This is a genomic window from Dyadobacter subterraneus (genome assembly GCF_015221875.1).
In the GTDB taxonomy this organism is placed as follows: Bacteria; Bacteroidota; Bacteroidia; order Cytophagales; family Spirosomataceae; genus Dyadobacter; species Dyadobacter subterraneus.
The window spans coordinates 856,765-878,951 of record NZ_JACYGY010000002.1; the positions used below are offsets into that span (position 1 = coordinate 856,765).

Genomic DNA, 22,187 nt, shown 5'->3' on the forward strand with positions numbered 1-22,187 from the left:
CAGCTGATTGCCGAAAGCCTACTTCTTCGTTCCCTTTAAAATTTCGTGGTAACGGGCATTGTCTTTGAAAAGTTTGATTGCTTCTTTCACTTCCTGATCATCGTTGAAAGACGCCTCGCGCATTCCTTTTTCCAGATAATAATGTTTCAGGATTTCTTCTTCCAAAATCATTTTGATCTCCGTTTTAGAAATCTGCAAATCATTATCCTTGCTATGTGCCAGTTTTGATCTCAATCCTTTAAGCTGATCCTGGATTATATCAATCGATTTTTCCTTTTTCGCAGAGGCTTCCAGATCGTTCAAATCTCTTTCTACCTGCGTTGTATAATCGTATTCTTTGTTGCTCAGCCATTTTACAAAATCACCATATTCAGAATCTGTCAGGTGAAATTCCTTAGCCGGTTTAATCGTTTTATGCTCGAAATGATATTTCATCGCATAATCAAAGAACAAGCGATTTCTTGCAAGGGATAAGGCCAGAGGAGAATATGTTTCTTTTTCAGTAAGTATATCCGGCAAAATTCCACCGCCATCATAAACTACACGACCATTACGCGTTTTAAACGCCGTCATCAATGAATCAGGAAGTTTTCCTACACTGCCATCTTCATTACGATGCGCATAGTCAATAGCCTGGATACAGCGACCGCTTGGAATGTAATATTTTGCAGTCGTGATTTTCATTTTGGTATTATACGAAAGATCACGGGTCGTTTGTACCAATCCTTTTCCGTATGTTCTTTGTCCGATCAAAACACCACGATCATAATCCTGAATTACACCGGAAACGATTTCCGCTGCTGACGCGCTTCTGCCATTTGTCAAAACCGCAATAGGAATTTCGATATCCAAAGCCGGATTGTAAGCAGTATAAGCTTTATTCCATTCTTTAACTTTTCCTTTTGTCGTTACAACTTCTTCACCTTTGGGAATAAAAATATTGGAGATTTCAATCGCCATATTCAATAATCCACCCGGATTATCACGCAAATCCAGAACCAGATGTTTCATGCCTTTTCCCTTCAATTCAAGAAAAGCAGTTTTCACTTCGCGGGAAGCGGTAGCTGTAAAATCTTTAAGATCAATATAACCAACATCTTCACTGATCATGCCGTAATAAGGCACGTTCGTAACTTTTACTATATCACGATTGATGGTAACTTCAATCGGTTTTGGAATTCCGTAGCGCTGGATTGTCAGCGTTACACTCGTTTGTGTTTGTCCTTTCAGCAATTTTCCTGTATCAAAATCTTCACGGGTTGAAAGGTCGATCCCGTTGATTTTTGTGATTTCGTCGCCTAGTTGAAGACCCGCTTTTTGAGCCGGTGTATCTTCATAAACCATCATGACCGTATGTTTTCCATCCGCAGAATTAACCATGGCGCCGATTCCGTTATATTTTCCGGTGGTCATCGTCATGTAATCCTCAATATCGTCCTCAGCATAATAAACAGTGTACGGATCCAGCGATCGCAGCATACCGTCGATACTTGTTTTGATTAACTGATTTGGATTGATCTCATCGACATAATACGCATTCAGCTCTTTGAAAAGCGTTGCATAAATATCCAGATTTCGTGCAATTTCAAACAAACGGTCGTCTTGCTTGAAAGACACAAATGCCAGTCCGGCTACAACCGGCGTGGCAATAAGAAGGGAACGAAGATATTTTTTCATCGATTGTCTAGGATCATTGACCTTGATTTTCCCGGAGCGCCGGAGGCAATTTCAACAAGCGGTTAAGCGATTGTTTCATGGCCGTTTCAATAACGTCAAAAGTTGAAATTTCTTTCGCAATATACAAAAAAGCAATGTACGACGGCCTTGATTCGGCAGGAAGGGAAAGTAAAGAAGCTTTGTTAAGGCGATAAGCTTCCCGGCAGCGTCTTTTTACCTGGTTGCGGTCGACAGCTTTTTTAAACTGACGCTTTGAAACAGAAAAAAGCAGTTGCGGAAATGGGGGAGGAGTGGTATCATAAATATACAATACCCGAAAAGGAAAGAGGTAGAACGTATGTACATCCGCACTACCTCTCTGAAAAAGCCTTCCAATTAATGTCGGGCTGCACAAACGCTCATTTTTACCAAATGTTTGTTTCAAGTTCTCGTAGAAAAAAAACGTGTATTAAGTTTGAGAATTAATCGAACTTAATACACGATTAAAGACAAGGTGTCTCCGATTTGGTATTACCAACCAGGTATTACCCTACTCAAACTTTCAAACCTTGATTATTGCTTATGACGTTTTTCGTCTGAAACCGTTAGTTTCCAACGACCTTTCTTGCGACGGGCCGTTACAACTTTCCGGCCGTTAGCCGAAGACATTCTTTCACGGAATCCGTGCTTATTTCTCCTCTTGCGATTCGATGGTTGATAGGTACGTTTCATCTCATTATCAAATTATTGCGCTGTAAAATCTCTGCTACCCGTAATTTTGGCTTGCAAAGGTAGAAAAAAAATTGAATTATGACAAGACCTGAAAACTTTTTTCTTTTCATAACATGCAGGTAGTATGAAATTTATAGAAAAATTGAGCAAGATTTGTTAAAAATACCAACGTGATTTTTCTCTGAAACGCCATCTTCATGTACTACAACGTCCATACACATCCACATGCGCATGATGCTGATGTGCTGTTTATCGAAAATTTGTATAAAAATTTTGAACAGAATATTGGAGGAAGAAAAGTAAGTATGGGCCTGCATCCCTGGTATCTGGAAACGGAAAATCTGGATGAACAGCTTGAAAATTTAAAAAATAATATCACCAGACCAGAAGTTTTGGCCGTTGGTGAGTGCGGACTGGATAAACTTTCGACGACCGATCGGGCATTACAAGTGAAAGCTTTTCAGGCGCAGATTGAGTTAGCAGAAGAAATTGATAAGCCGATTATTATTCATTGTGTAAAAGCTTTCAATGATGTTTTGGTTATGCTGAAAAATATCAAAGTTCCGGTTATTTTTCATGGCGTTAATAATAAACTGTCAATCATTCAGCCGGTTATCGATGCCGGATATTATTTATCATTCGGAAAATCGTTGCTGGGTTTTAATGACGCAATACTTAAAACTTTCCGGGAAACACCTTTGGAGCAGATATTTTTGGAGACAGATGATGCCGATGTTGATATTAAAGAAATCTATAAATCCGCAGCCGGGATTAAAGATATTTCCGAAAAAGAGATTCTTTTGCAGGTGGAAAAAAACTTTTTAAACCTATTTCATCAGTAATGGAGGATTTCGCCTGGCTTTCCAGAACCGAATTATTAATCGGAAGAGAAAAACTTGTCAAACTTAGTAAAGCACATGTGCTGGTAATCGGTTTGGGTGGAGTAGGCTCCTTTGCCGCTGAATTTATTTGCAGAAATGGTGTCGGAACGATGACTATCGTAGATGGCGATACCGTTGACCCAACCAATAGAAATCGTCAGTTACCTGCTTTATCGACTAATCATGGCATTAGCAAAGCAGATATTATGGCGGAGCGTTTGAAGGCGATCAATCCGGAATTGACTTTGCATGTTGTCAAAACATTCATCAATCCGGAAGCGGTTGACGAAATTCTTTCGGCTTATGCCTATGATTATATTGTTGATGCAATTGACAGCGTCACACCAAAAATTACTTTTTTAAAGGAGGCATATAACCGGAAAGTACGGATTGTAAGTTCGATGGGCGCAGGCGGAAGAATGGACCCGACGATGATACGCGCGGTTGATATATCTAAAACCTTCAATTGCAATTTCGCGCAGCAGGTTCGGAAAAACCTGAAAAAGGAAGGTATTTATAAAGGAATTAAAGCTGTGTTTTCTTCCGAAGAACAAATTAAAGAATCACTTATTTTGACGGATGGGAGCAATTACAAGAAATCTGCATACGGCACCATGTCGTATTTACCGGCAACTTTCGGTGCAACCTGTGCTTCTGTGGTTATCCGGGATTTGATTGAAGATTAAAAAAATAAATCCCGGCAATGTTGCTACCGGGATTTTGCCAAAATGATCAAATTTCAACTACAATTTTTCCTTTCGCCAGATTGCTTTCCATGTAAGTATGCGCTTCTGAAATCTGATCCAGTCTGAAAGTTTTGTCAATGTTCAGATTGATTTTTCCTTCCGCGACAGCGTCAATGAATTCCTGAAGTAAATCTTTATGCAGGTTTGCCGCATCACCCATGTAAACTGTAAGGCGTCCTAACGAGGGAATATCACCCATTGGTGTAAATTCATTCATCGTCCAGGAACCGCCCAGAATTCCGGTCATACAGACAATTCCCTTCGGACGGATACATTGTAAAGAATCCTTTAAAGTTTCGATACCGATCAATTCAAGCACTTTATCAACGCCTTTTGGAAACAGATTTTTTAGATCTGAATTAATTTTGCCATTATCCAGCAAAACATAGTCAGCTCCGTTTTCTTTTAAGTGTTTTTCTTTTTCCGGATTTCTCGTGGTGGAAATCACAGTCAGGCCTTTTGTTTTAGCCAGTTGACAAGCCAACATACCGATTGACGAAGTTCCGCCACGGATCAGCAATGTTTCTCCTTCTTTTATTTCCAAAGCTTCATTTAAAGATCCGGAAACAGTTTGGAACATTTCAGGAATAGCGCCTAATACTTTCCAGGGAAGATCACTTTCAAAAGGAAAAGTAATTTCTAACGGAACCGTTGCAAATTCTGCATAACCTCCATCAAAATCTCTTCCCAGGCCACCCATAATTGCAGCAATTTTCTGACCGGCTTTGTAAGTGCCTGATGGATCTTCCTCAATTTCTCCAACACATTCAATTCCCTGAATTCTTGGAAAAACTACGTTTGGTGAGTGGCCTTGTCGTGTAAATATTTCAGATCTGTTCAATCCAAACGCTTTTATTTTTATTAATACCCAACCTTCCTTTACTTCTGGTTTCGGTTTTTCCTGAATTTCTATGACGTCGGGATTTCCTGCTTTTGTGGTTACTGCGGCTTTCATATTTTAATAGTTTGCTGATGATTTATTTTCTTCTACAAGATCTTTATTTCCCCGGAGATTAAGAATTCTTTGACTTCATCCAGTGCTTTCTGCGAAGCCTCAGAATAAATATTGGCCAGGGGCCAGACATGAGTTTGATTTTCGTAAATATTTAATACCGCATGATCCTGAATTGGTTTGATGCGATTATAAAAATTAACACTGTCGTCCAGCAAAATTTCATTCGTACTAACCAGAATAAGTACAGGAGGAAATTGATCAATAAGAACATTTTCCGGACTGGATATTTCCAAAGGCGTTTTTCCGGAATAATCGGCGGCGGCTTGTCTCAGATATTCCGGGCTTAAAATCGGATCTATATCTCTGTTACTTTCAATGGAAGGATTATTCAACTGCAAACTGATCCATGGAGAAATAAAGACAACCTTCTCAGGCAATTGAATATTCTGTTTCAACATTTCACCTATGGAAGAAACGATCAGGCCTGCGCCGGCACTATCACCAATTAAACTGGTTTCGTAGTCAGGATGGGTTTTAATGACTTCTTTATATACCTGAATGACATTATTAAGCCCAGCCGGAAATGGATTTTCAGGAGCCAGGGCATAATCGATAAATAAAATTCTCCTTTGAAGTTTTTGAGAAAAGTGGCTGATCATACTTGCATGCGAATGGATCGAACCTACTGCAAATGCACCGCCGTGAAGAAAAATCGTTATATTTTTTGAGGTTTCATTTTCCGGAATAAACCAGAAACAATTTATTCCTGCGATATTATCCTGACTAATATTAACTTCTGCTGCTTTGGGATAAAGATTTCCTAGCTGGTCAAATCCATTCCGTCTTGTTTTTATATCTTCCATTGCTACCCTTTTCTTATTTAATTGTTTAGATCAATTTAATAAGACAAAGGTCAAGGTTAAAGAAGAAATGGACCTATAATTAAGTTTAAGAAATACCCTTAAGATAGTTTAAGGGTTATCTGTTTTTCTGTGCGATTTCTTTCCTGATTTTACTTAGGAATTCAGGCGTAATACCCAGATAGGAAGCAATTTGCGTGTTGGGCAGTCTTTGGGAAAGCTTTGGATATTGATTTAAAAAAGTAAGATAACGTTCCTCAGCCGTAGAACTGATTGCTTGTAAAACGCGGTTTTCTAACTCTACAAAACGGTTTTCAATAATCACCCTGAAATTTCTGTTGAATTTCGGGTTACTCATGAAGAGTTCAATAAGATCAGGTTTGGTGATTTGGAAGATGACCGAAGGTTCAATAGCTTCAATGAAAACACGGCTCGGTTTTTCATTGTAAAAGCTGTCAATTTCCATGATCCAGTCGTTTTCGGCAATGAATTGTAGATTATGTTCCGTGCCTTTTTGGTCAACCTGAAATTTTTTGAAACAACCTTCTGCCACAAAAGTATAATGCTTGCAAATATCCTCTTCCTGCAAAATGAACTGTCTCCGTTTAATTTTTCTTTCAACAACTCTTTTGGAAAGATCTTCCCGCTCTTCTTCATTAAGAGGAATGTAGTTGTCGAAATTTGCGAAGAGTTTTTCCAGGATCACTTGATAATGATGATTGTTTGATGAAATCCATTTACTATTAGTGAGAGTAAATTAGCGAATTAATGGATATGGTTTAGTTTTTGTCAAGCAAAGATGGTCATCAGAGTATTGGAAATAATTTTTTTAGGCATTGCTCCATAGGATCACCCTGTTTATAGAAATACTGATGATATACATCTGTGCCTAATTCCGTAGGAATTTCCTGATATTGAAGGAGGCTCCGAAGGAGCCAAACCTTGCCTAGTGATAAATTCTTTCTATAAACAGGGAGCCGCTCTGCGGCTGCAATTCCTAATTCTTAGATTAATTCCTATTCAAGAAATCTATTTTCCTATTACCGCTCCATTGGAGCATCCTGTTTATAGACATACCGATAATGTGGGTCTGTCCCTAACTCCATCGGAGTTTCCTGGTATTGCAGGAGGCTCCGATGGAGCCGGAGAAATTGGAAGGTTTGATGCAATAAACAGGATACTACGATAGGAGCGGAATCACCTGACTGGTCACCTGCCAGCAGCCTTTGGGTTGATGCCAATGATTAAAATTTGAGATAATTAATAATATGCCTGAAAACGCAAAAAGGCCACCATCTTTCGATAGTGACCTTCTTTTCTTGTAGCGGGAGCTGGCCAGGATCGCCTGACCGGTCGAACCAGCGATCTTTGGATTATGCACCTAACGAGCAATTTTAGAATAATTAATCAAAACTCCTGAAAACGCAAAAAGGCCACTATCTTTCGATAGTGATCTTCTTTTCTTGTAGCGGGAGGTGGCCAGGATCGCCTGACCGGTCGAACCAACGATCTTTGGATTAATGCCAACGGACAATTTTGAATAATTTAATAAAAGTGCCAAAAACGCAAAAAGGCCACCATCTTTCGATAGTGACCTTTTTTTCTTGTAGCGGGAGCTGGACTCGAACCAGCGACCTTTGGGTTATGAGCCCAACGAGCTACCAACTGCTCCATCCCGCGGTGTCGTTGAATTGGAGTGCAAACATACGACTAATGTTTCAATAAAAACAACTATTTTTGTAAAAAAGATTAAAAAAATATTTTCAACGACCTCCTGACACCATCCGATTATATATGAATTTTTCCTTGTCTCCTGCCGCATTAAGGGGGCGTATACACGTTGTATTGCTGTTTAGGATACTTTGGGTTATGATTTTATTCACAATCTGCCGTATTCTCTTTTACGCTTTTAATACAGTTTTTTTTCCTGAAATTTCTTTTGACCACGCTTTACATTTAATGAGCGGCGGGATAAAATTTGATATCGTTGCCGTTTTTTACGTCAATATTCTTTTTATTTTTTTAATGTGTGTCCCCTTCACATTTAAATATCGAAAGGGTTACCAGAAATTTCTTGATTATCTTTTTGTAATCACCAACAGTATTGCCATCATGGCAAACTGCATGGATTTTATTTATTACCGTTTCACAATTAAACGTACCACCTGGTCAATTCTGAAAGAATTTTCCCACCAGGATAATATGGGTTCTCTTTTTGGCGGGTTTATTTTTAGATACTGGTATGTAGCTGTGATCTGGATTTTGCTGGTGCTTTCTTTGGTTCAAATAACGCGTATTTTAAAAGTTAAAGAACGAGAAAATCTTCCGGTGTGGGCCTTTTTTCTGATTCATTCAGTGTTAATGGGAATTATTGTCGAGCTGTTTATTGGTGGAGTCCGCGGAGGTTTTGCCCATAGTATTCGTCCGATCACATTAAGTAATGCAGGAGAATATGTGAAGAAGCCAAAGGAAATGTTTATCGTACTTAATACACCTTTCTGCATATTTAAAACAATGCGCAGATCGGATTATGAGCGGGTAAATTATTTTCCAGGACTTAAAGAAGCAGGTCAGGTTTTTAGCCCGATGCATCAGCCCGATAGCATTCAACTTCCTTTTAAACCCAAAAATGTTGTAATCCTTATCTGGGAAAGTTTTGGGAAAGAAATGGTTGGTACCTATAACCGTGATCTTGAGAACGGAACATACAAAGGATACACGCCTTTTATTGATTCTCTGATGCAACACAGCCGGGTCAACTGGTATTCTTTTGCTAACGGAGCGAAGTCGATTGAAGCAATTCCTTCGGTTTTGACCAGCATTCCCGGAATTAAGGAGCCATTTGTTACCATGCGTTATACCGACAACAAATTGCCAAGTTTGCCAGCCATTTTGGAAAGTAAAGGATATTCAACTTCTTTTTTCCACGGTGCGCCAAACGGTTCGATGGGATTCCAGGCTTTTGTCAATTTAATTGGTGTCCAAAAATATTATGGCAAAAATGAATATAATAATGACGCCGATTACGACGGCATCTGGGGAATTTGGGATGAAGAATTTTTGCAATATTGGGCGAAAACAATGAATACCTTCAAAGAGCCTTTCATGAGCACGCTTTTCACGGTTTCTTCACACGATCCATACAAAGTGCCGGAACGTTATAAAGGGAAATTCCCGACGGGGCCATTGCCCGTTTATGAAACAATGGGATATACCGATAATGCTTTACGTGCCTTTTTTGCCAAAGCTAAAACGATGCCCTGGTTTAAAAACACGATTTTTGTCATCACAGCGGACCATGCCGCTACTTTTGCACACTATCCGAAATATCAGACATCGGTTGGAAACTTCTCCATTCCAATACTTTTTTATGCTCCCGGCGACAGTACCATGATTGGCCGTGATACGACCACTTTGGTACAACAAATCGATATAATGCCGTCAGTTTTAGGTTATCTCCATTACGATAAACCTTACTTTGCTTTCGGAAAAAATATCTTTAAGAACCCGCCGCTGAACTTTGCTGTTAACTATGACGGTGTATATCAATGGTTCAACGGACCGTATATATTGCAATTTGATGGCAAGAAAACCGTAGGTTTGTATAATTATCAGAAAGACAACCTTCTGAAAAACAATTTGAAAGATAAATTACCAGCCATACAAGGCCCGATGGAGTTGCAGGTGAAAGCTTTTGTGCAGCAATACACCAACCGTATGCTGGACGACAAGTTAACTGTAACACCGTAATAATTTCGTGGTTAATTAGCGTAAAAATTTCTTAATCAACGAATTACAAAAAGAATTATGAGCGAAAATATAATAAGTCCTGCTCCTCTACGCGATTTCCGCGCTGGATTTGTGAGCATTATTGGTAAACCTAATGTAGGTAAATCAACGTTAATGAATGTTTTGGTGGGAGAAAAAATGTCCATCATTACTTCAAAAGCACAAACAACCCGTCACCGTATCATGGGAATCCTGAATGGCAAACATGAAGGAATTCCTTTTCAGCTGGTTTATTCCGACACTCCGGGTGTGGTAAAACCCGCATATAAATTGCATGATTCCATGATGACTTTTGTAAAAGGGTCGCTTGAAGATGCTGATGTTGTTTTATTTGTTACCGAAGTTGGAGAAAAAGCAGCGGATCATGAAGTGATTCCCTTGCTTCAAAGAACCAATGCACCGATTATTCTGGTGTTAAATAAAATTGATTTATCGAACGAAGAAGAACTGAAACGTAAGACAGAAGAATGGGAGAAGGAAATTCAGCCTGCGGCAATTATCCCGATTTCGGCGCTGTTGAATGCAAATGTCCAGACTTTGTTTGATGCAATTATTACCCGGTTACCATTTCATCCACCATACTTCGATGAAGATGAACTAACCGATAAACCTGAACGTTTCTTTGCTTCGGAAATCGTTCGCGAAAAAATATTTCTGAACTACCGCCAGGAAATTCCATACAGCAGCGAGGTGGTTATTTCAGAATTTAAGGAACGCGACGATATGATTGTGATCCGGGCAGAAATTCTGGTCGAACGTAAAAGCCAGAAAGGGATTATCATTGGGGAAAAAGGCGCGATGCTGAAAAAAATCGGCAGCGAGGCGCGCAAGGACATGGAAGATTTCTTTGGCAAAAAAGTTTTCCTTGAACAACATGTAAAAGTAGAACCGGATTGGAGAAGCAAGGAAAACAAGCTTCGTCAGTTTGGATATGAAGAGTAAGAAACGTAATTCTCAGTCTTGCAACATTATCCCGACAATCAGGGTTCTATATTAAGATAATAAGTAAATGGGTTTCTGGCCAAAAACTTTCGGGCAGGGATTAGAAAAATAAAAATGGCAAATGTTATATCAATAGTAGGGCGCCCAAACGTGGGTAAATCTACACTTTTTAACCGTCTGATCGAAAGTCGCAAGGCTATCATGGATAACCAGAGCGGCGTTACACGCGATCGTCACTATGGCTATGGTGAATGGACGGATCAATATTTCACCGTGATTGATACAGGTGGATATGTAGTGGGTTCAGAAGATATTTTTGAAGGGGCAATCCGGGAACAGGTTGAACTGGCGATTGAAGAATCGACGGTAGTTTTGTTTATGGTTGATACCATGACGGGACTTACTGACCTTGACAAGGATTTTGCAAACGTATTACGTCGTTTCAACAAACCGGTTTATCTGGTTGCTAATAAAGCTGAAACAACGGATCGTTACCAATCTGCTGCCGAGTTTTACGAACTGGGTATGAGCGACGAAATTTATCCGATTTCTGCTCAAACTGGTTTTGGAACCGGTGATTTGCTGGATGAAGTAATTAAACATTTTGAAACGCCCGGTATTGAAGATCCGGAAGCAGGTATTCCGCGTATCGCAATTATGGGTCGTCCAAATGTTGGGAAATCTTCTTTCCTGAATGTTTTGACGGGTACTGACCGCAGTATTGTAACGGATATAGCCGGTACAACCCGCGATGCAATTCACACGCATTACAATGCTTTTGGAATGGAATTCATTTTGACGGATACGGCTGGTTTGCGTCGTAAATCCCGTGTAAATGAAGATATCGAATATTATTCAACGCTTCGTTCGATCAAAGCGATGGAAGAATCTGACGTTTGTATCATTCTTTTGGATGCAACATTAGGTTTGGAAGGACAGGATATCACGATTATCGGTCAGGCTGATAAAGCTAAAAAAGGTATCGTGATTATGGTGAACAAGTGGGATTTGGTTGAAAAAGATTCTAAAACAGCTGATACTTTCAAAAAGCAGCTGCTGGAAAAACTTGCGCCGATGAATTATATGCCAATCATTTTTGCGTCCGTTGTTGAAAAACAGCGTATTCACCAGGTGATGGAAATGGCGATGCAGGTTTATAAAAACAAAACAAAGAAAATCACTACTTCTAAATTGAACGACGTGATGCAGGCTGAAATTGAAAAATATCCGCCGCCGGCACATCGTGGAAAGTATATCAATATTAAATATATGATCCAGCTGCCAACGCCTTCACCGACGTTTGTGTTCTTTAGTAGTAACCCAAAACATGTGAAAGATCCTTACTTACGTTACCTGGAAAACAGGATGCGCGAAAACTTTGACTTCGCAGGCGTACCGATCACGATTTTCTTCAGGGAAAAATAAGAAGCTAATAACTTCAAATTGATAATTATTGAAAAATGCCGACAAATCTCTTGTCGGCATTTTTCGTTTTATCGTCGAAATGATATGGTTTGGAGACCGAATAATCACTTTCATCTTTTTTTATTTTCGTCGTGCAACCTTTGTTATTAATTTTCCATCATTAAAAAAGACGGATTAAACCGTCAGATTGCCGTTTTTAACAAATCGTAAAAAAATATTTCAAAAAAAATGTTAAAAACAAGGTACTATGTATTGCAATGTACCTGATAAAACATATATATTTGTACTGTCAATTAGTTACAAGGATTTTTGAACAGCGATATTCTCTAAAAGACTGAAAATAACATAGCCATGAAAACCATAAAATTACTTATCGTCCTTTTCCTTTTCAGCCTTCAGGTTAATGCTACCGGCTACTCTCACAACATGTTTGTAGCACACAAAAAACTGCAGGCTGGAAAAGAGTATCGTGAAGTAAAAGAACATGTTGCGAAACAAACACCTGCAAAAACAGTTGTGAACAAAACCGTAATTATCCAATCAGGACAATCAGCGATTTCTTACACAAAAAATCTTGCAACGAAAGTGAGCAACATGGTTACGCTGAACGAAAGAATATTGGAAGAAGGACCGGTTGCTCTTTTTGAAAGCGAAGAAGATGAGGAAATTAATAATTCTATTGCAACTAAATTGGCAGGTTTGATCAAACAGGTTATCTACGCTTTTGTAGGTTCACCTTCATTATCAAAATCATAAGATCAGAGTAAAATTGTAATTAAGTTCAGCAGGTATGATTTATGAATCATACCTGCTTTTTTTATGTCGTTTAACCAACAGTATTAGTTAATGTTCCGATTGGTTCAATGGTAATATGGACTACATCACCAACCTGTAAAGTAAAGTCGGATGGAGGGATAATTCCGGTGCCGGTCATTAAGTAACAGCCTGTTGGAAACGATAATTCGCGGTATAGAAAGCGCAGCAGTTCATCCGCTTTTCTTTTCATTTGTGAAAGTGTAATTTCTCCGTTAAAAACTTCTTCGCCTTCACGAACAATAGAAAGATCGATTACAGTTTCCGGTGAAAGTGGTTGCTCGGGAACATATAAGCAAGGTCCCAATGCAGCACTTCCTGTATAAGATTTTGCCTGCGGTAAATAAAGTGGATTTTCTCCCTCAATACTTCTCGAACTCATATCATTGCCGATTGTATAACCAACCAGTGTTCCCGATTCAGAGGCAAATAGCGTCAATTCCGGTTCAGGAACATCCCACGTTGAGTCGCGGCGAATGCGTACTGTTCCTTTGTGCCCGATAACACGAGGTGCTGTTGATTTGAAAAATAATTCAGGACGTTCGGCGTCATAAACACGGTCGTAAAAACTGCCGCCACCTGCTTTTTCAGATTCTTCCATCCGGGCTTCCCGGCTACGAAAATACGTAACTCCCGAAGCCCAAACTTCCTGAGAACCAATCGGTGCCAGGACTTCCGGCATTGGGAAATCATCCGTGAAGGTAAGTGGAATTAAATTTTCAGATTGTAACTGAAGCCAGTCATACAGATCGTCGCGATTCACTACTTTATCCCAGTCGGTTTCAGGAATGCGGTAAAACTGATCTTCTTTTTCAAGCAATATCCCGTGTTCGGTTTTATATAATTTCATGGTTTCAAGATTTGTTTTGCTTCAATAAGCCACAAAAGTGATGCCTATACTTTAAGATAAGTACGAATTTTAGAGGCTTTGGGCTATTTGAACATGAAATTTTTAGTGGAACGGGGAAAATGATTCTATTATGCGGGAAGGCCGTAATCAAGCCGACCAAGAACATTATCTATCAAAGAAAAATCATAAGTTGAAGCCATAATTTGTAAAGGTGTCTGATCATTAAGTTCAGCTATTGATGTGCTTAACCAATATCTAACAACTGTTTTATTGCCATTGAAAGTATCCAAAGCATGAATTAGAATATTTTTCAATTGTAAAATTTTATCTGGCCAATATAACACTATATTTTCAAGCTTTAAACCCAAAATATCGGCTAATTCATTAGCCGTCATAATACTATATTTTTCCATACTCATAAAAAAATTGGAATTGAGTCGTAAGTCTATGTGACTTATTTCACAATTCCAATCCTTAATCAAACTTCAACTAAAATATATCTATCTGAAACTTTTAAAGCTTTTCTTTCAAAAAGTCAGCCGTGTAGTTTCCTTCCAGTTTTGCCATTTCTTCCGGCGTTCCTGCGAAAGTAAGGTATCCGCCGCCTTCGCCACCTTCCGGGCCAAGGTCTAAGATCCAGTCGGCGCATTTGATCACTTCCATATTGTGTTCAATGATGATCACGCTGTCACCCTGATCTACCAAAGCATTAATTGCTTTCAGCAATTTTTTGATATCATGAAAGTGAAGTCCGGTTGTTGGTTCATCAAAAATAAACAACATTTTTCCTTTATGGCCAGAACCTTTACCCAGGAATGATGCCAGTTTCACACGCTGCGCTTCTCCACCAGAAAGTGTATTAGAAGATTGTCCCAAACCGACATAACCCAATCCAACTTCCTGCAAAGGCATCAACTTATCAGCCAGTTTAGGCTCGGATTCTCTGAAAAACTCAATGGCCTCGTCAACGGTTAAATCCAGAATATCAGAAACATTTTTTCCGTTATACTGAACTTCCTGAATTTCCTGTTTGAAACGTTTTCCGTTACAACCTTCGCAAGTCAGGTAAATATCAGCCATGAACTGCATTTCCACCTTCACCTGGCCTTCACCCTGACAAATTTCGCAACGTCCGCCATCCACATTGAATGAAAAATGAGATGGTTTGTAGCTCCGCGCTTTTGATATCGGCAAATCCGACATCATCTGGCGGATATAATCGTAAGCTTTGATATAAGTTACAGGATTTGACCGCGAAGATTTTCCAATCGGATTCTGGTCAATCATTTCAATCGCTTCAACCCGGTCCAGACTTCCGGTTAGATCATTATATTTCCCAACTTCTTCGCTGAATTCACCTTTGAGGCGCATCAAAGCCGGATACAATATTTTTCGGATCAATGTCGATTTTCCAGAACCACTGACACCCGTTACGACCGTCAGATTATTCAGAGGAATTTTTACATCAACATCTTTAAGATTATTCTCTCTCGCTCCTTTTATTTCAAGAAAATGCAAAGATTTTCTTCTTACAGTCGGAACAGGAATCGAATCATGACCTAATAAGAAATTGAGTGTATGTGAATTCAAACTGTTTTCTTCACCGCTCAATTTCAGTTCACGGATTTCATCCCAGTTTCCCTGGAAAACCAGATTTCCGCCACCTGTACCCGCTTCCGGACCAATATCAATAATCTGATCAGCAGCATGCATAACTTCTTCCTCGTGTTCAACAACAATAACCGTATTTCCCAAATCACGAAGTGATTCCAGAACACCAACCAGTCGCTGCGTATCTCTCGGATGCAAACCAATACTTGGCTCATCCAGAATATACATCGAACCAACCAACGCACTTCCCAACGAAGTGGCCAGTTTGATACGCTGAAATTCACCTCCTGATAAAGAATTTGTTAACCGGTTTAAAGTCAGATAACCCAAACCAACACGATTCATATAATCCAGACGTGTTTCAATTTCGGTCAGAATCCGTTTTGCAATGCTTCTGTCGTGCTCATTAATATCAACGGATTTGAAAAATTCAATCACATCATTAATTGGCATTAAAACCAGATCAGTAATTGAAACGCCGCCCACTTTTACATAGGAAGCATCTTTTCTCAAACGGGATCCACGACAATCCGGACAAGTTGTGCGCCCACGGAAACGTGATAATAATACGCGGTACTGAATTTTATAAGTCTGCGTTTCCAGTTCGGCAATAAAAGCGTTAATCCCCTGGAAATATTGATTTCCTGTCCACAGCAGTTCCTTTTGCTCAGCCGTTAATTCCTTGTATGGACGGTGAATTGGAAAATCAAACTTGGCACCATTTCGTACCAGAGGAACCAGCCATTCACTCATTTTCTCGGTACGCCACGGCGCAATGGCCCCATCGTAAACCGAAAGATTTTTGTCAGGAATTACCAGTTCAGGATCAATACCCAAAACTTTTCCAAAACCTTCGCAGCGTTTACAAGCGCCAAAAGGATTATTAAAACTGAAAAGATTTACTGTCGGCTCTTCGAAAACAATTCCATCGAGTTCAAACTTATCAGAAAATGTTTTTTGCTCACCATTTACAACCTGAACATAACAAATTCCTTCTCCTTCAAAAAAAGCAGTTTGAACAGAATCAGAAAGACGATATTGTGTGTCTTCATCATCTTTATGAACCGTAGCGCGGTCAATTAAAATATAAATTTCTTTTCCTTCCAATGGAAAATCTTCCGGTTTTTCCAGAATTTCTTCGATGTAGGCTACTTCTGAACCGATCATGATCCGGTTATAACCTTTGGAAAGAAGTATGGTTAATTCTTCATAAATCGATCTTCCATCACGAACTAATAAGGTTGTCAAAACTAAAACGCGAGCACCTTCCTCATGGCCGAGAATATAATTGACAACGTCCGTAACAGAATCTTTTCTTACCAATTGTCCTGAAACCGGCGAATAGGTATGGCCAATTCTGGCAAAAAGTAATTTTAGATAATCATAAATTTCAGTGGAAGTACCAACCGTAGAACGCGGATTTCTTGTATTGACTTTTTGTTCAATCGCGATCGCCGGCGAAATTCCTTTAATATATTCCACCTCAGGTTTTTCCATACGTCCCAGAAACTGGCGCGCATAGCTGCTCAGACTTTCCACATACATCCGCTGCCCTTCCGCAAAAAGCGTATCAAAAGCCAGAGACGATTTTCCGGAACCCGAAAGCCCGGTAATAACTACCAATTTATTTCTTGGAATGGCGACGTCAACACTTTTCAAATTATTAACACGCGCACCTTTAATCAGAATGTATTTTCTTGGATCTAGTTCGTCGAATTGAGAAGCGTCAATCCGGGTCACAGGTAATTGCATCATATATAGAAAATCAGGTCGATTTGCACGGAGTTTTTTGGTAATCCCCGGTCAGTTATTAACCCAAAAATCGCCGAATTAGTTTGGCTTTCCTAATCGGAAATGATAGTCGTTAAATGATTAAAGAAAAATGTGAAGAACAATTTACGAAATATATTTTGAGCGTATATTCCTATTTTACACCAACTTTTGCCAAAACGATTCCATATTTTTCATAATAAACCGTGTCAATTTTATAATTCTTCATTGAAGGTTTTCTTCCAAAAACAACCTCGCCAGCGATTGGCTCGCGCTCTGATGCGTAAAGTCTTGAATAAAAGTGAAAACTCGGATTATAGTGATTGAAGATTACTATGTTTTTAAATCTTTTTTCTTGGGCAATCAGCGCGGCGGCTTTTACAGGTTGCTGTAATAAGGCGCCAAGTCGCGGCATCCATAAAATATTAATCGTAAAAAGCATAATGAACCCAACAACAGCCATTCTGATTTGCAGATCCCAATCTTTTTTAACCCAAATAATAATCAGGATTGTGATCAGCAGAAGCATTGTTACAGCATAGTAAATATCAAATTCGGAAGCAACGCCTTTTATAATTTCAACCGCATATTCATCATTAATTTTTGGAATAAACCCTTGAATTAAAAAAGGAATTATGGCCAGTAAAATCAATAAAATAAATGAAGGCCAGACAATCGGGAGGCGTTTGTTACTGGCCGCATACCATCCACCTAAAACACATAGCGGCGAATAACCGTAAATGATATAATGATGCAGTTTGGTACCTGAAAGTGAAAAAAGGATAAAAACAAAGGCAAACCAAATTAACAAAAAGGAGAAAAATGGATCAGTCCAGATAATCCGGATTTTGGAAAATGACTTTAAAATAACGGCGGTAAAAGGTAGTAGACCTAATAATAAAACCGGAACGAAATATAAAATTCCGCCATAGTGTCCTTCCAAAGCCGTTTGGAAACGGTTTACATTATGATTTAAAAAGAATCCACTGATAAATTTTTCTCCGGTTTGAAGATATTCCAAAACATACCAAGGCGCGGCAATGGTAAGAAAAATAAGTAAACCCGGAATATTGAATAAGCGAAGAAATGATTTCCAGGTTTTGTTTTTCAATAAATAAATCAAAAACACAGCCCCCGGAATTAATACTGCTATCGGGCCTTTGGCAAGAAATCCTATGGCGGTGAAAGCGTAAAAAGCCAGAATATATTTTTTGTGGTTTTGATTCAGAATTTCAAACAAACAAAACATCGCGCCGGTTAACGACATATTTAATAATCCGTCTGCCAATGCCGCTTTTCCTACGATCGTGATCTGTAAAGATGAAGCTGCGATCAGTGTTGCGAAGAAGGCGGTTTTTTCGTCCAGTTTTCTTTTGGTGAAAATATAAATCAATAACATCCAGACAACTGATGCGAAACAGGAGGGAAGTCGCATGGCGAATTCATTCCAGCCGAAAATCTGTGCGCTTCCAAATTGAAGCCAGTTGGTAAGCGGCGGTTTGTCAAAACGTTGTTCCTGATTAACAAATGATGAAATAAAATCGCCGCGGACAACCATTTCTCTGGTTCCTTCTGCAAAAAAACCTTCGTCTTCATCGAACAAAGGCGCGTTGCCAATTCCCCACAGAGAGCTGAAAAAGATAAAAAAGGCTAGAAATATTTTGCGGGTGTTTTCCGGATTTGGCATTAACTATTTGGGCTTATAATCTTGTTGATCAATATAAATTTCTGATTATAAATATTTCATCAAACCACCGCCAAGTCTGGGATTTGATTGAGATTGCCAGAATTGATTCAGATAAAAATACACGATTACAGAAAATGAAATACCCAAAAATGCGCCCAGATAAACATCGCCCAAAAAATGCGCTAACAAATACATCCGGGAATAAGCTACCAGAAGCGGTGGTAAAAGAAGCAGAACTTTTAAAACCGGAGATTTACATTCCAGCGCCAGAATTGTAAAAAGTGCAAAAGCTGCGGTGGTATGCCCGGAGGGAAAACTATTAAAATAATGTAAATCAACGCCTTCAACTTTGTGAAGTTTTGGTAATAAAGCAGACAGAACTTTCGGAGGACGATAAATTTCGGCGAAAACCATTCGTTTCAAAAACTGTACAAAAATGCCGGTAATAGCATAACTCACGATGATTTTCATTCCAAGACGGTAGGAATACAAAATTGTCAGAAGTCCGACAATCAATATAAACGCGCCATCGCCGACAAAAGTGATCCATTTGAAAAAAACATCAGCAAATGGCGACCAGAAGTGATTTACATGAAGGATAATATAATTCTGCGTAAACAGCAGCTGCAAAAAACTCAGCGCCGCCCAGATGATCATAAAAGGTAAAAAATAAAATCTGTGGCGGTAAAAGAAGAGTTTCATAAGCGATGTTTAAATCTGTATTTCTTTTGAAGTGATAAACTGAACGCCTTTTTCTTTCGCGTCTTCAAAAATCGGATCAGCCAGATATCCGAAATTTGTCACATCCGACACACAATCAGTCAGTAAAGTAACTTTTGAAATGAGCTCAGGCGCATACTGTAAAATTTGTTTTACGCTCGTAGCCACGCAATGCGAACGCGCTTCGCCAGCAATAAAAACCTGGTCAAAAGCTTCAAGCTCCGAAAGGAAATTCTGGTCAAGTTGCGTTTCAGGTGCGCCTTCAATGGGAACCTGCGAACGGAATATGCCAAAATGTTCAGTGAGCGGATTTGTCCCCTTCACCACAGCTTTATAATCTCTTGAAGTACGATGTGTCCAGGAAAGTAAAGCGTGCAGAATAGTATCATCCAAAGCTGCACCGCGTGAACCGATCAGACAATGTTCCGGCCAGATAAAATGTTTGAATTCACCTTCATTTTCCAGCTTTTCAAGATAGTCCAGAACATATTCCTGATTATAGCGTGGTCGCCATTTTCCTGCTTTTACAGCAGCTGAGGTTATTAATGTAAAGGGTGCAACGGTATTTCCGTTCGGATCTTCCCAGAAAAGCGGATGCGCTATGTCCAGAACATGGTGTGTATCCAGCGTTACAAAAATCGCATCAATTGCTACTCCGTGCGTTGCAATAAGCTGAGCGATTCTTTCAACATCTTTTTCAGCGCCCGGTACAAACAAGGTTCCGCCCGGATTGCAAAAATCAAACTGGGCATCAATAATAAGCAGCGCTGTGGATTTGTTTTTCATAACAAATTGCTTTTCGGGTGTGAAGAAAAATAGAAAATTAAAAATGTTCGTTAAGCCAGGATTAACTTAAAATGATGTTATTCCCAAACCTCCGGCAGTTCAAGTTGCTTTGCATACATTTTGGAAGCCAACTGATGAACCTGTTTGAGCATATGGTTTACATCTCTTTTGTAATCAAAATGATAATCTTCATCGAGTTTGTTAAATCCGTTCAAAGTAGTTTGCGCTTTTTTGGCAATATATAAAGCTACTTTATCAGTTCTGGAACTGTATCCGCGAAGTTTGTCGGCATATTTTTCCAAAAAAGTATTAAGCAAAAATAAATTCAATTCGAGAGCGCCAACCTTATCTTTTGTAACTTTAACATGATAAGTAATATCTCCGCTCAGATTGCGCATATCCATTAAAATCCACCCCGGCGAATCCTGAATGATTTTTGAAATCCTGGTAATCCGTCCCATAATCGCCTCCCGTCTTTCAGGAATTGTGGATGAATCTTCGATCAGTTCAAAAAATAATTTGTCGGTCAGTGTGCTGTCTTTGGTAATAAGCCGCAGCAGAAGTTTATCCTTTTCTTTCTGAGGCATTTGTATGATGGCTTTTTTTAATTGATCCTGTATTGGCATAACCTTTACGCTTTGTTTTTAATTTATTTAGTCTGAGATTTTAATTTATTTTGGCATTTGCCTGATTTTTATTTCTGCGTCATCATTCTGTTTAAATTCTGTCAAATATTCTGCTTTTGAAGAGATATCTCTACAAAAATTAGAACTTCTTAGAAGCTTTCATAGTAGTAATTTTATTGCTATTTCATTTTATAATACTCTTTTTACTACAATCATGTAATACAATTGCCAACTTTGGAATAGAAGACAGCCGGAAACATGATACGTTCACTATGTTGAAAGTGAAATTATATGGAAAAGACATAATAGGCTCTTAACTTGCACCGTTTTTGTAATATAAACGGATTTATACACTATATGATTTCAGTGGCCATGTGCACTTACAACGGGGCAAAGTATTTGCCTGAGCAGTTGAAGAGCATTGCCAATCAGATAATCCCCGTTGATGAACTGGTTGTGTGTGATGATGGATCGAATGACGATACCATTCAGGTTCTAAAAGATTTTTCAGAGAATTCTTCTTTCCCGGTTTTTATTCACCAAAATAAAAGTAACCTGGGATCTACTAAAAATTTCGAAAAATGTCTTTCTCTGTGTAAAGGAGATATTATTTTTCTTTCGGATCAGGATGACGCATGGAGAACGGATAAAGTGGAAAAACAGCTTGCGTATTTTAATCAACATCCTGAAACAGACGCTGTTTTTTCAGACGCAATGATGATGGATGATGATTCGAAACCAACCGGACGGACCATTTGGGAGGAAATCGAATTTAACGATGAAGCTCAGGCCAAATGGATCAGGGGTGAAGCGCATGAAATTCTTTTCAAAGGTTTTGTAGTGACTGGGGCCACATTGGCGATAAGGAAAAAAGCTTTGAAAAGGCTGATGCCATTCCCAACGCATGTGCCCGACCTTATTCATGACGCCTATATTGCGATGGTTTTGAGTTTGCAGGAAAAAATCGGATTCATTAATGATACTTTGATTTCTTACCGGATTCATGCAAGCCAGCAGGTAGGTTTTGGTTCAAAAGTCGAATATGTGCGTTTTAAAGACCGGTTTTCGCGTGACAGGAATGAAAAACTTATTCCGTTAAAGGAAAAGGCTGATAAATTATTCAAGCTGTATCTGTTGCTGATGGAAATTCCTTTCATTCCAAAAGAAAAACTCAGGAAATTGCGGATGTCTCAGAAACATTATTACAAACGGGCAACATTGCCGGATAATCGTCTGATGCGTGTGGCGCCGGTTGTGACGGATATCGTTCAGGGCAAATACTCTTTTAGCAGCAAAGATTGGTGGTTGCCAGCTTTCGGTGATATTTTTGAATAATTA

20 protein-coding genes and 1 tRNA gene are annotated in these 22,187 nt (G+C 39.1%); 7 read left to right on the forward strand and 14 right to left on the reverse strand.

Annotated features, from left to right (window positions below; translation table 11 throughout):
- Window positions 1-18 precede the first annotated feature (18 nt).
- The 3 genes from IEE83_RS29025 to rpmH all read right to left on the reverse strand — a co-directional run bounded on the left by IEE83_RS29025 (window position 19) and on the right by rpmH (window position 2,388).
- Window positions 19-1,677 (reverse strand): S41 family peptidase, encoded by a 1,659-nt coding sequence (locus tag IEE83_RS29025; protein WP_194124232.1) that lies wholly within the window; start codon window positions 1,675-1,677, stop codon window positions 19-21.
- Window positions 1,678-1,690: 13 nt separating this feature from the next.
- The gene (locus tag IEE83_RS29030) at window positions 1,691-2,101 is read right to left on the reverse strand and encodes a ribonuclease P protein component (RefSeq protein ID WP_194124233.1); all 411 of its coding nucleotides are present in this window, start codon (window positions 2,099-2,101) and stop codon (window positions 1,691-1,693) included.
- Between the two features lie 128 nt (window positions 2,102-2,229).
- Window positions 2,230-2,388 (reverse strand): 50S ribosomal protein L34, encoded by a 159-nt coding sequence (gene rpmH, locus IEE83_RS29035; protein ID WP_090336744.1) that lies wholly within the window; start codon window positions 2,386-2,388, stop codon window positions 2,230-2,232.
- Between the two features lie 197 nt (window positions 2,389-2,585).
- Between rpmH and IEE83_RS29040 the strand changes: the two genes are divergently transcribed.
- Both IEE83_RS29040 and IEE83_RS29045 read left to right on the forward strand, forming a co-directional pair.
- Window positions 2,586-3,230 (forward strand): TatD family hydrolase, encoded by a 645-nt coding sequence (locus tag IEE83_RS29040; RefSeq protein ID WP_194124234.1) that lies wholly within the window; start codon window positions 2,586-2,588, stop codon window positions 3,228-3,230.
- Entirely contained in the window at window positions 3,230-3,955 is a 726-nt protein-coding gene (locus IEE83_RS29045) for a tRNA threonylcarbamoyladenosine dehydratase (protein ID WP_194124235.1), read from the forward strand. The genes IEE83_RS29040 and IEE83_RS29045 overlap by 1 nt, the downstream gene beginning before the upstream one ends.
- A 46-nt stretch (window positions 3,956-4,001) precedes the next feature.
- Here IEE83_RS29045 and IEE83_RS29050 read toward each other — a convergent pair whose 3' ends face one another.
- From IEE83_RS29050 to IEE83_RS29065, 4 genes are all read right to left on the reverse strand, one after another.
- A complete protein-coding gene (locus IEE83_RS29050; RefSeq protein WP_194124236.1) occupies window positions 4,002-4,970 on the reverse strand; it encodes a zinc-binding alcohol dehydrogenase family protein in 969 nt (322 codons plus the stop codon).
- Window positions 4,971-5,002: 32 nt separating this feature from the next.
- Window positions 5,003-5,833, reverse strand: coding sequence for an alpha/beta hydrolase (locus IEE83_RS29055; RefSeq protein WP_194124237.1), 831 nt, complete (start codon window positions 5,831-5,833; stop codon window positions 5,003-5,005).
- A gap of 115 nt (window positions 5,834-5,948) precedes the next feature.
- Window positions 5,949-6,536, reverse strand: a complete 588-nt coding sequence (locus tag IEE83_RS29060) for a Crp/Fnr family transcriptional regulator (RefSeq protein ID WP_194124238.1) — start codon at window positions 6,534-6,536, stop codon at window positions 5,949-5,951.
- Between the two features lie 901 nt (window positions 6,537-7,437).
- Window positions 7,438-7,510: transfer RNA gene (locus IEE83_RS29065), tRNA-Met, on the reverse strand.
- 189 nt (window positions 7,511-7,699) lie between these two features.
- Here IEE83_RS29065 and IEE83_RS29070 point away from each other — a divergent pair.
- The 4 genes from IEE83_RS29070 (at window position 7,700) to IEE83_RS29085 (ending at window position 12,742) form a co-directional block, all read left to right on the forward strand.
- Window positions 7,700-9,580: an LTA synthase family protein gene (locus IEE83_RS29070; protein ID WP_228102120.1), complete on the forward strand. Its 1,881-nt coding sequence runs from the start codon at window positions 7,700-7,702 to the stop codon at window positions 9,578-9,580.
- Window positions 9,581-9,637: 57 nt separating this feature from the next.
- Window positions 9,638-10,561 (forward strand): GTPase Era, encoded by a 924-nt coding sequence (era, locus tag IEE83_RS29075; protein ID WP_194124240.1) that lies wholly within the window; start codon window positions 9,638-9,640, stop codon window positions 10,559-10,561.
- 114 nt (window positions 10,562-10,675) lie between these two features.
- Complete coding sequence (der, locus tag IEE83_RS29080) at window positions 10,676-11,986, forward strand: ribosome biogenesis GTPase Der (protein WP_194124241.1); 1,311 nt, start codon at window positions 10,676-10,678, stop codon at window positions 11,984-11,986.
- A 351-nt stretch (window positions 11,987-12,337) separates the two neighbouring features.
- Entirely contained in the window at window positions 12,338-12,742 is a 405-nt protein-coding gene (locus IEE83_RS29085) for a hypothetical protein (RefSeq protein ID WP_194124242.1), read from the forward strand.
- A gap of 70 nt (window positions 12,743-12,812) precedes the next feature.
- Here IEE83_RS29085 and IEE83_RS29090 read toward each other — a convergent pair whose 3' ends face one another.
- The 7 genes from IEE83_RS29090 to IEE83_RS29120 form a co-directional block, all read right to left on the reverse strand.
- Complete coding sequence (locus tag IEE83_RS29090) at window positions 12,813-13,649, reverse strand: fumarylacetoacetate hydrolase family protein (protein ID WP_194124243.1); 837 nt, start codon at window positions 13,647-13,649, stop codon at window positions 12,813-12,815.
- A gap of 128 nt (window positions 13,650-13,777) precedes the next feature.
- Window positions 13,778-14,062 (reverse strand): MbcA/ParS/Xre antitoxin family protein, encoded by a 285-nt coding sequence (locus IEE83_RS29095; protein ID WP_194124244.1) that lies wholly within the window; start codon window positions 14,060-14,062, stop codon window positions 13,778-13,780.
- A 100-nt stretch (window positions 14,063-14,162) separates the two neighbouring features.
- Complete coding sequence (gene uvrA, locus IEE83_RS29100) at window positions 14,163-17,015, reverse strand: excinuclease ABC subunit UvrA (protein WP_194124245.1); 2,853 nt, start codon at window positions 17,013-17,015, stop codon at window positions 14,163-14,165.
- 169 nt (window positions 17,016-17,184) lie between these two features.
- The gene (locus IEE83_RS29105) at window positions 17,185-18,717 is read right to left on the reverse strand and encodes an ArnT family glycosyltransferase (protein WP_194124246.1); all 1,533 of its coding nucleotides are present in this window, start codon (window positions 18,715-18,717) and stop codon (window positions 17,185-17,187) included.
- A gap of 45 nt (window positions 18,718-18,762) precedes the next feature.
- Window positions 18,763-19,419, reverse strand: a complete 657-nt coding sequence (locus IEE83_RS29110) for a phosphatase PAP2 family protein (RefSeq protein ID WP_194124247.1) — start codon at window positions 19,417-19,419, stop codon at window positions 18,763-18,765.
- A 9-nt stretch (window positions 19,420-19,428) separates the two neighbouring features.
- Entirely contained in the window at window positions 19,429-20,223 is a 795-nt protein-coding gene (locus IEE83_RS29115; RefSeq protein ID WP_194124248.1) for a cysteine hydrolase family protein, read from the reverse strand.
- 77 nt (window positions 20,224-20,300) lie between these two features.
- On the reverse strand, window positions 20,301-20,849 hold the full coding sequence (locus tag IEE83_RS29120; RefSeq protein WP_194124249.1) for a hypothetical protein: 549 nt from the start codon (window positions 20,847-20,849) through the stop codon (window positions 20,301-20,303).
- Between the two features lie 357 nt (window positions 20,850-21,206).
- Here IEE83_RS29120 and IEE83_RS29125 point away from each other — a divergent pair, with 357 nt between their 5' ends.
- Complete coding sequence (locus IEE83_RS29125; protein WP_194124250.1) at window positions 21,207-22,184, forward strand: glycosyltransferase family 2 protein; 978 nt, start codon at window positions 21,207-21,209, stop codon at window positions 22,182-22,184.
- The last annotated feature ends 3 nt before the right edge of the window (window positions 22,185-22,187 follow it).

Bases quoted from the DNA above. Each gene is read 5' to 3' on its own strand.
- IEE83_RS29025 (WP_194124232.1), bottom strand. From the start codon at position 1,677: ATGAAAAAATATCTTCGTTCCCTTCTTATTGCCACGCCGGTTGTAGCC.
- rpmH (WP_090336744.1), bottom strand. From the start codon at position 2,388: ATGAAACGTACCTATCAACCATCGAATCGCAAGAGGAGAAATAAGCAC.
- IEE83_RS29040 (WP_194124234.1), top strand. From the start codon at position 2,586: ATGTACTACAACGTCCATACACATCCACATGCGCATGATGCTGATGTG.
- IEE83_RS29045 (WP_194124235.1), top strand. From the start codon at position 3,230: ATGGAGGATTTCGCCTGGCTTTCCAGAACCGAATTATTAATCGGAAGA.
- IEE83_RS29050 (WP_194124236.1), bottom strand. From the start codon at position 4,970: ATGAAAGCCGCAGTAACCACAAAAGCAGGAAATCCCGACGTCATAGAA.
- IEE83_RS29055 (WP_194124237.1), bottom strand. From the start codon at position 5,833: ATGGAAGATATAAAAACAAGACGGAATGGATTTGACCAGCTAGGAAAT.
- IEE83_RS29070 (WP_228102120.1), top strand. From the start codon at position 7,700: ATGATTTTATTCACAATCTGCCGTATTCTCTTTTACGCTTTTAATACA.
- era (WP_194124240.1), top strand. From the start codon at position 9,638: ATGAGCGAAAATATAATAAGTCCTGCTCCTCTACGCGATTTCCGCGCT.
- der (WP_194124241.1), top strand. From the start codon at position 10,676: ATGGCAAATGTTATATCAATAGTAGGGCGCCCAAACGTGGGTAAATCT.
- IEE83_RS29085 (WP_194124242.1), top strand. From the start codon at position 12,338: ATGAAAACCATAAAATTACTTATCGTCCTTTTCCTTTTCAGCCTTCAG.
- IEE83_RS29090 (WP_194124243.1), bottom strand. From the start codon at position 13,649: ATGAAATTATATAAAACCGAACACGGGATATTGCTTGAAAAAGAAGAT.
- IEE83_RS29095 (WP_194124244.1), bottom strand. From the start codon at position 14,062: ATGGAAAAATATAGTATTATGACGGCTAATGAATTAGCCGATATTTTG.
- uvrA (WP_194124245.1), bottom strand. From the start codon at position 17,015: ATGATGCAATTACCTGTGACCCGGATTGACGCTTCTCAATTCGACGAA.
- IEE83_RS29105 (WP_194124246.1), bottom strand. From the start codon at position 18,717: ATGCCAAATCCGGAAAACACCCGCAAAATATTTCTAGCCTTTTTTATC.
- IEE83_RS29110 (WP_194124247.1), bottom strand. From the start codon at position 19,419: ATGAAACTCTTCTTTTACCGCCACAGATTTTATTTTTTACCTTTTATG.
- IEE83_RS29115 (WP_194124248.1), bottom strand. From the start codon at position 20,223: ATGAAAAACAAATCCACAGCGCTGCTTATTATTGATGCCCAGTTTGAT.
- IEE83_RS29120 (WP_194124249.1), bottom strand. From the start codon at position 20,849: ATGCCAATACAGGATCAATTAAAAAAAGCCATCATACAAATGCCTCAG.
- IEE83_RS29125 (WP_194124250.1), top strand. From the start codon at position 21,207: ATGATTTCAGTGGCCATGTGCACTTACAACGGGGCAAAGTATTTGCCT.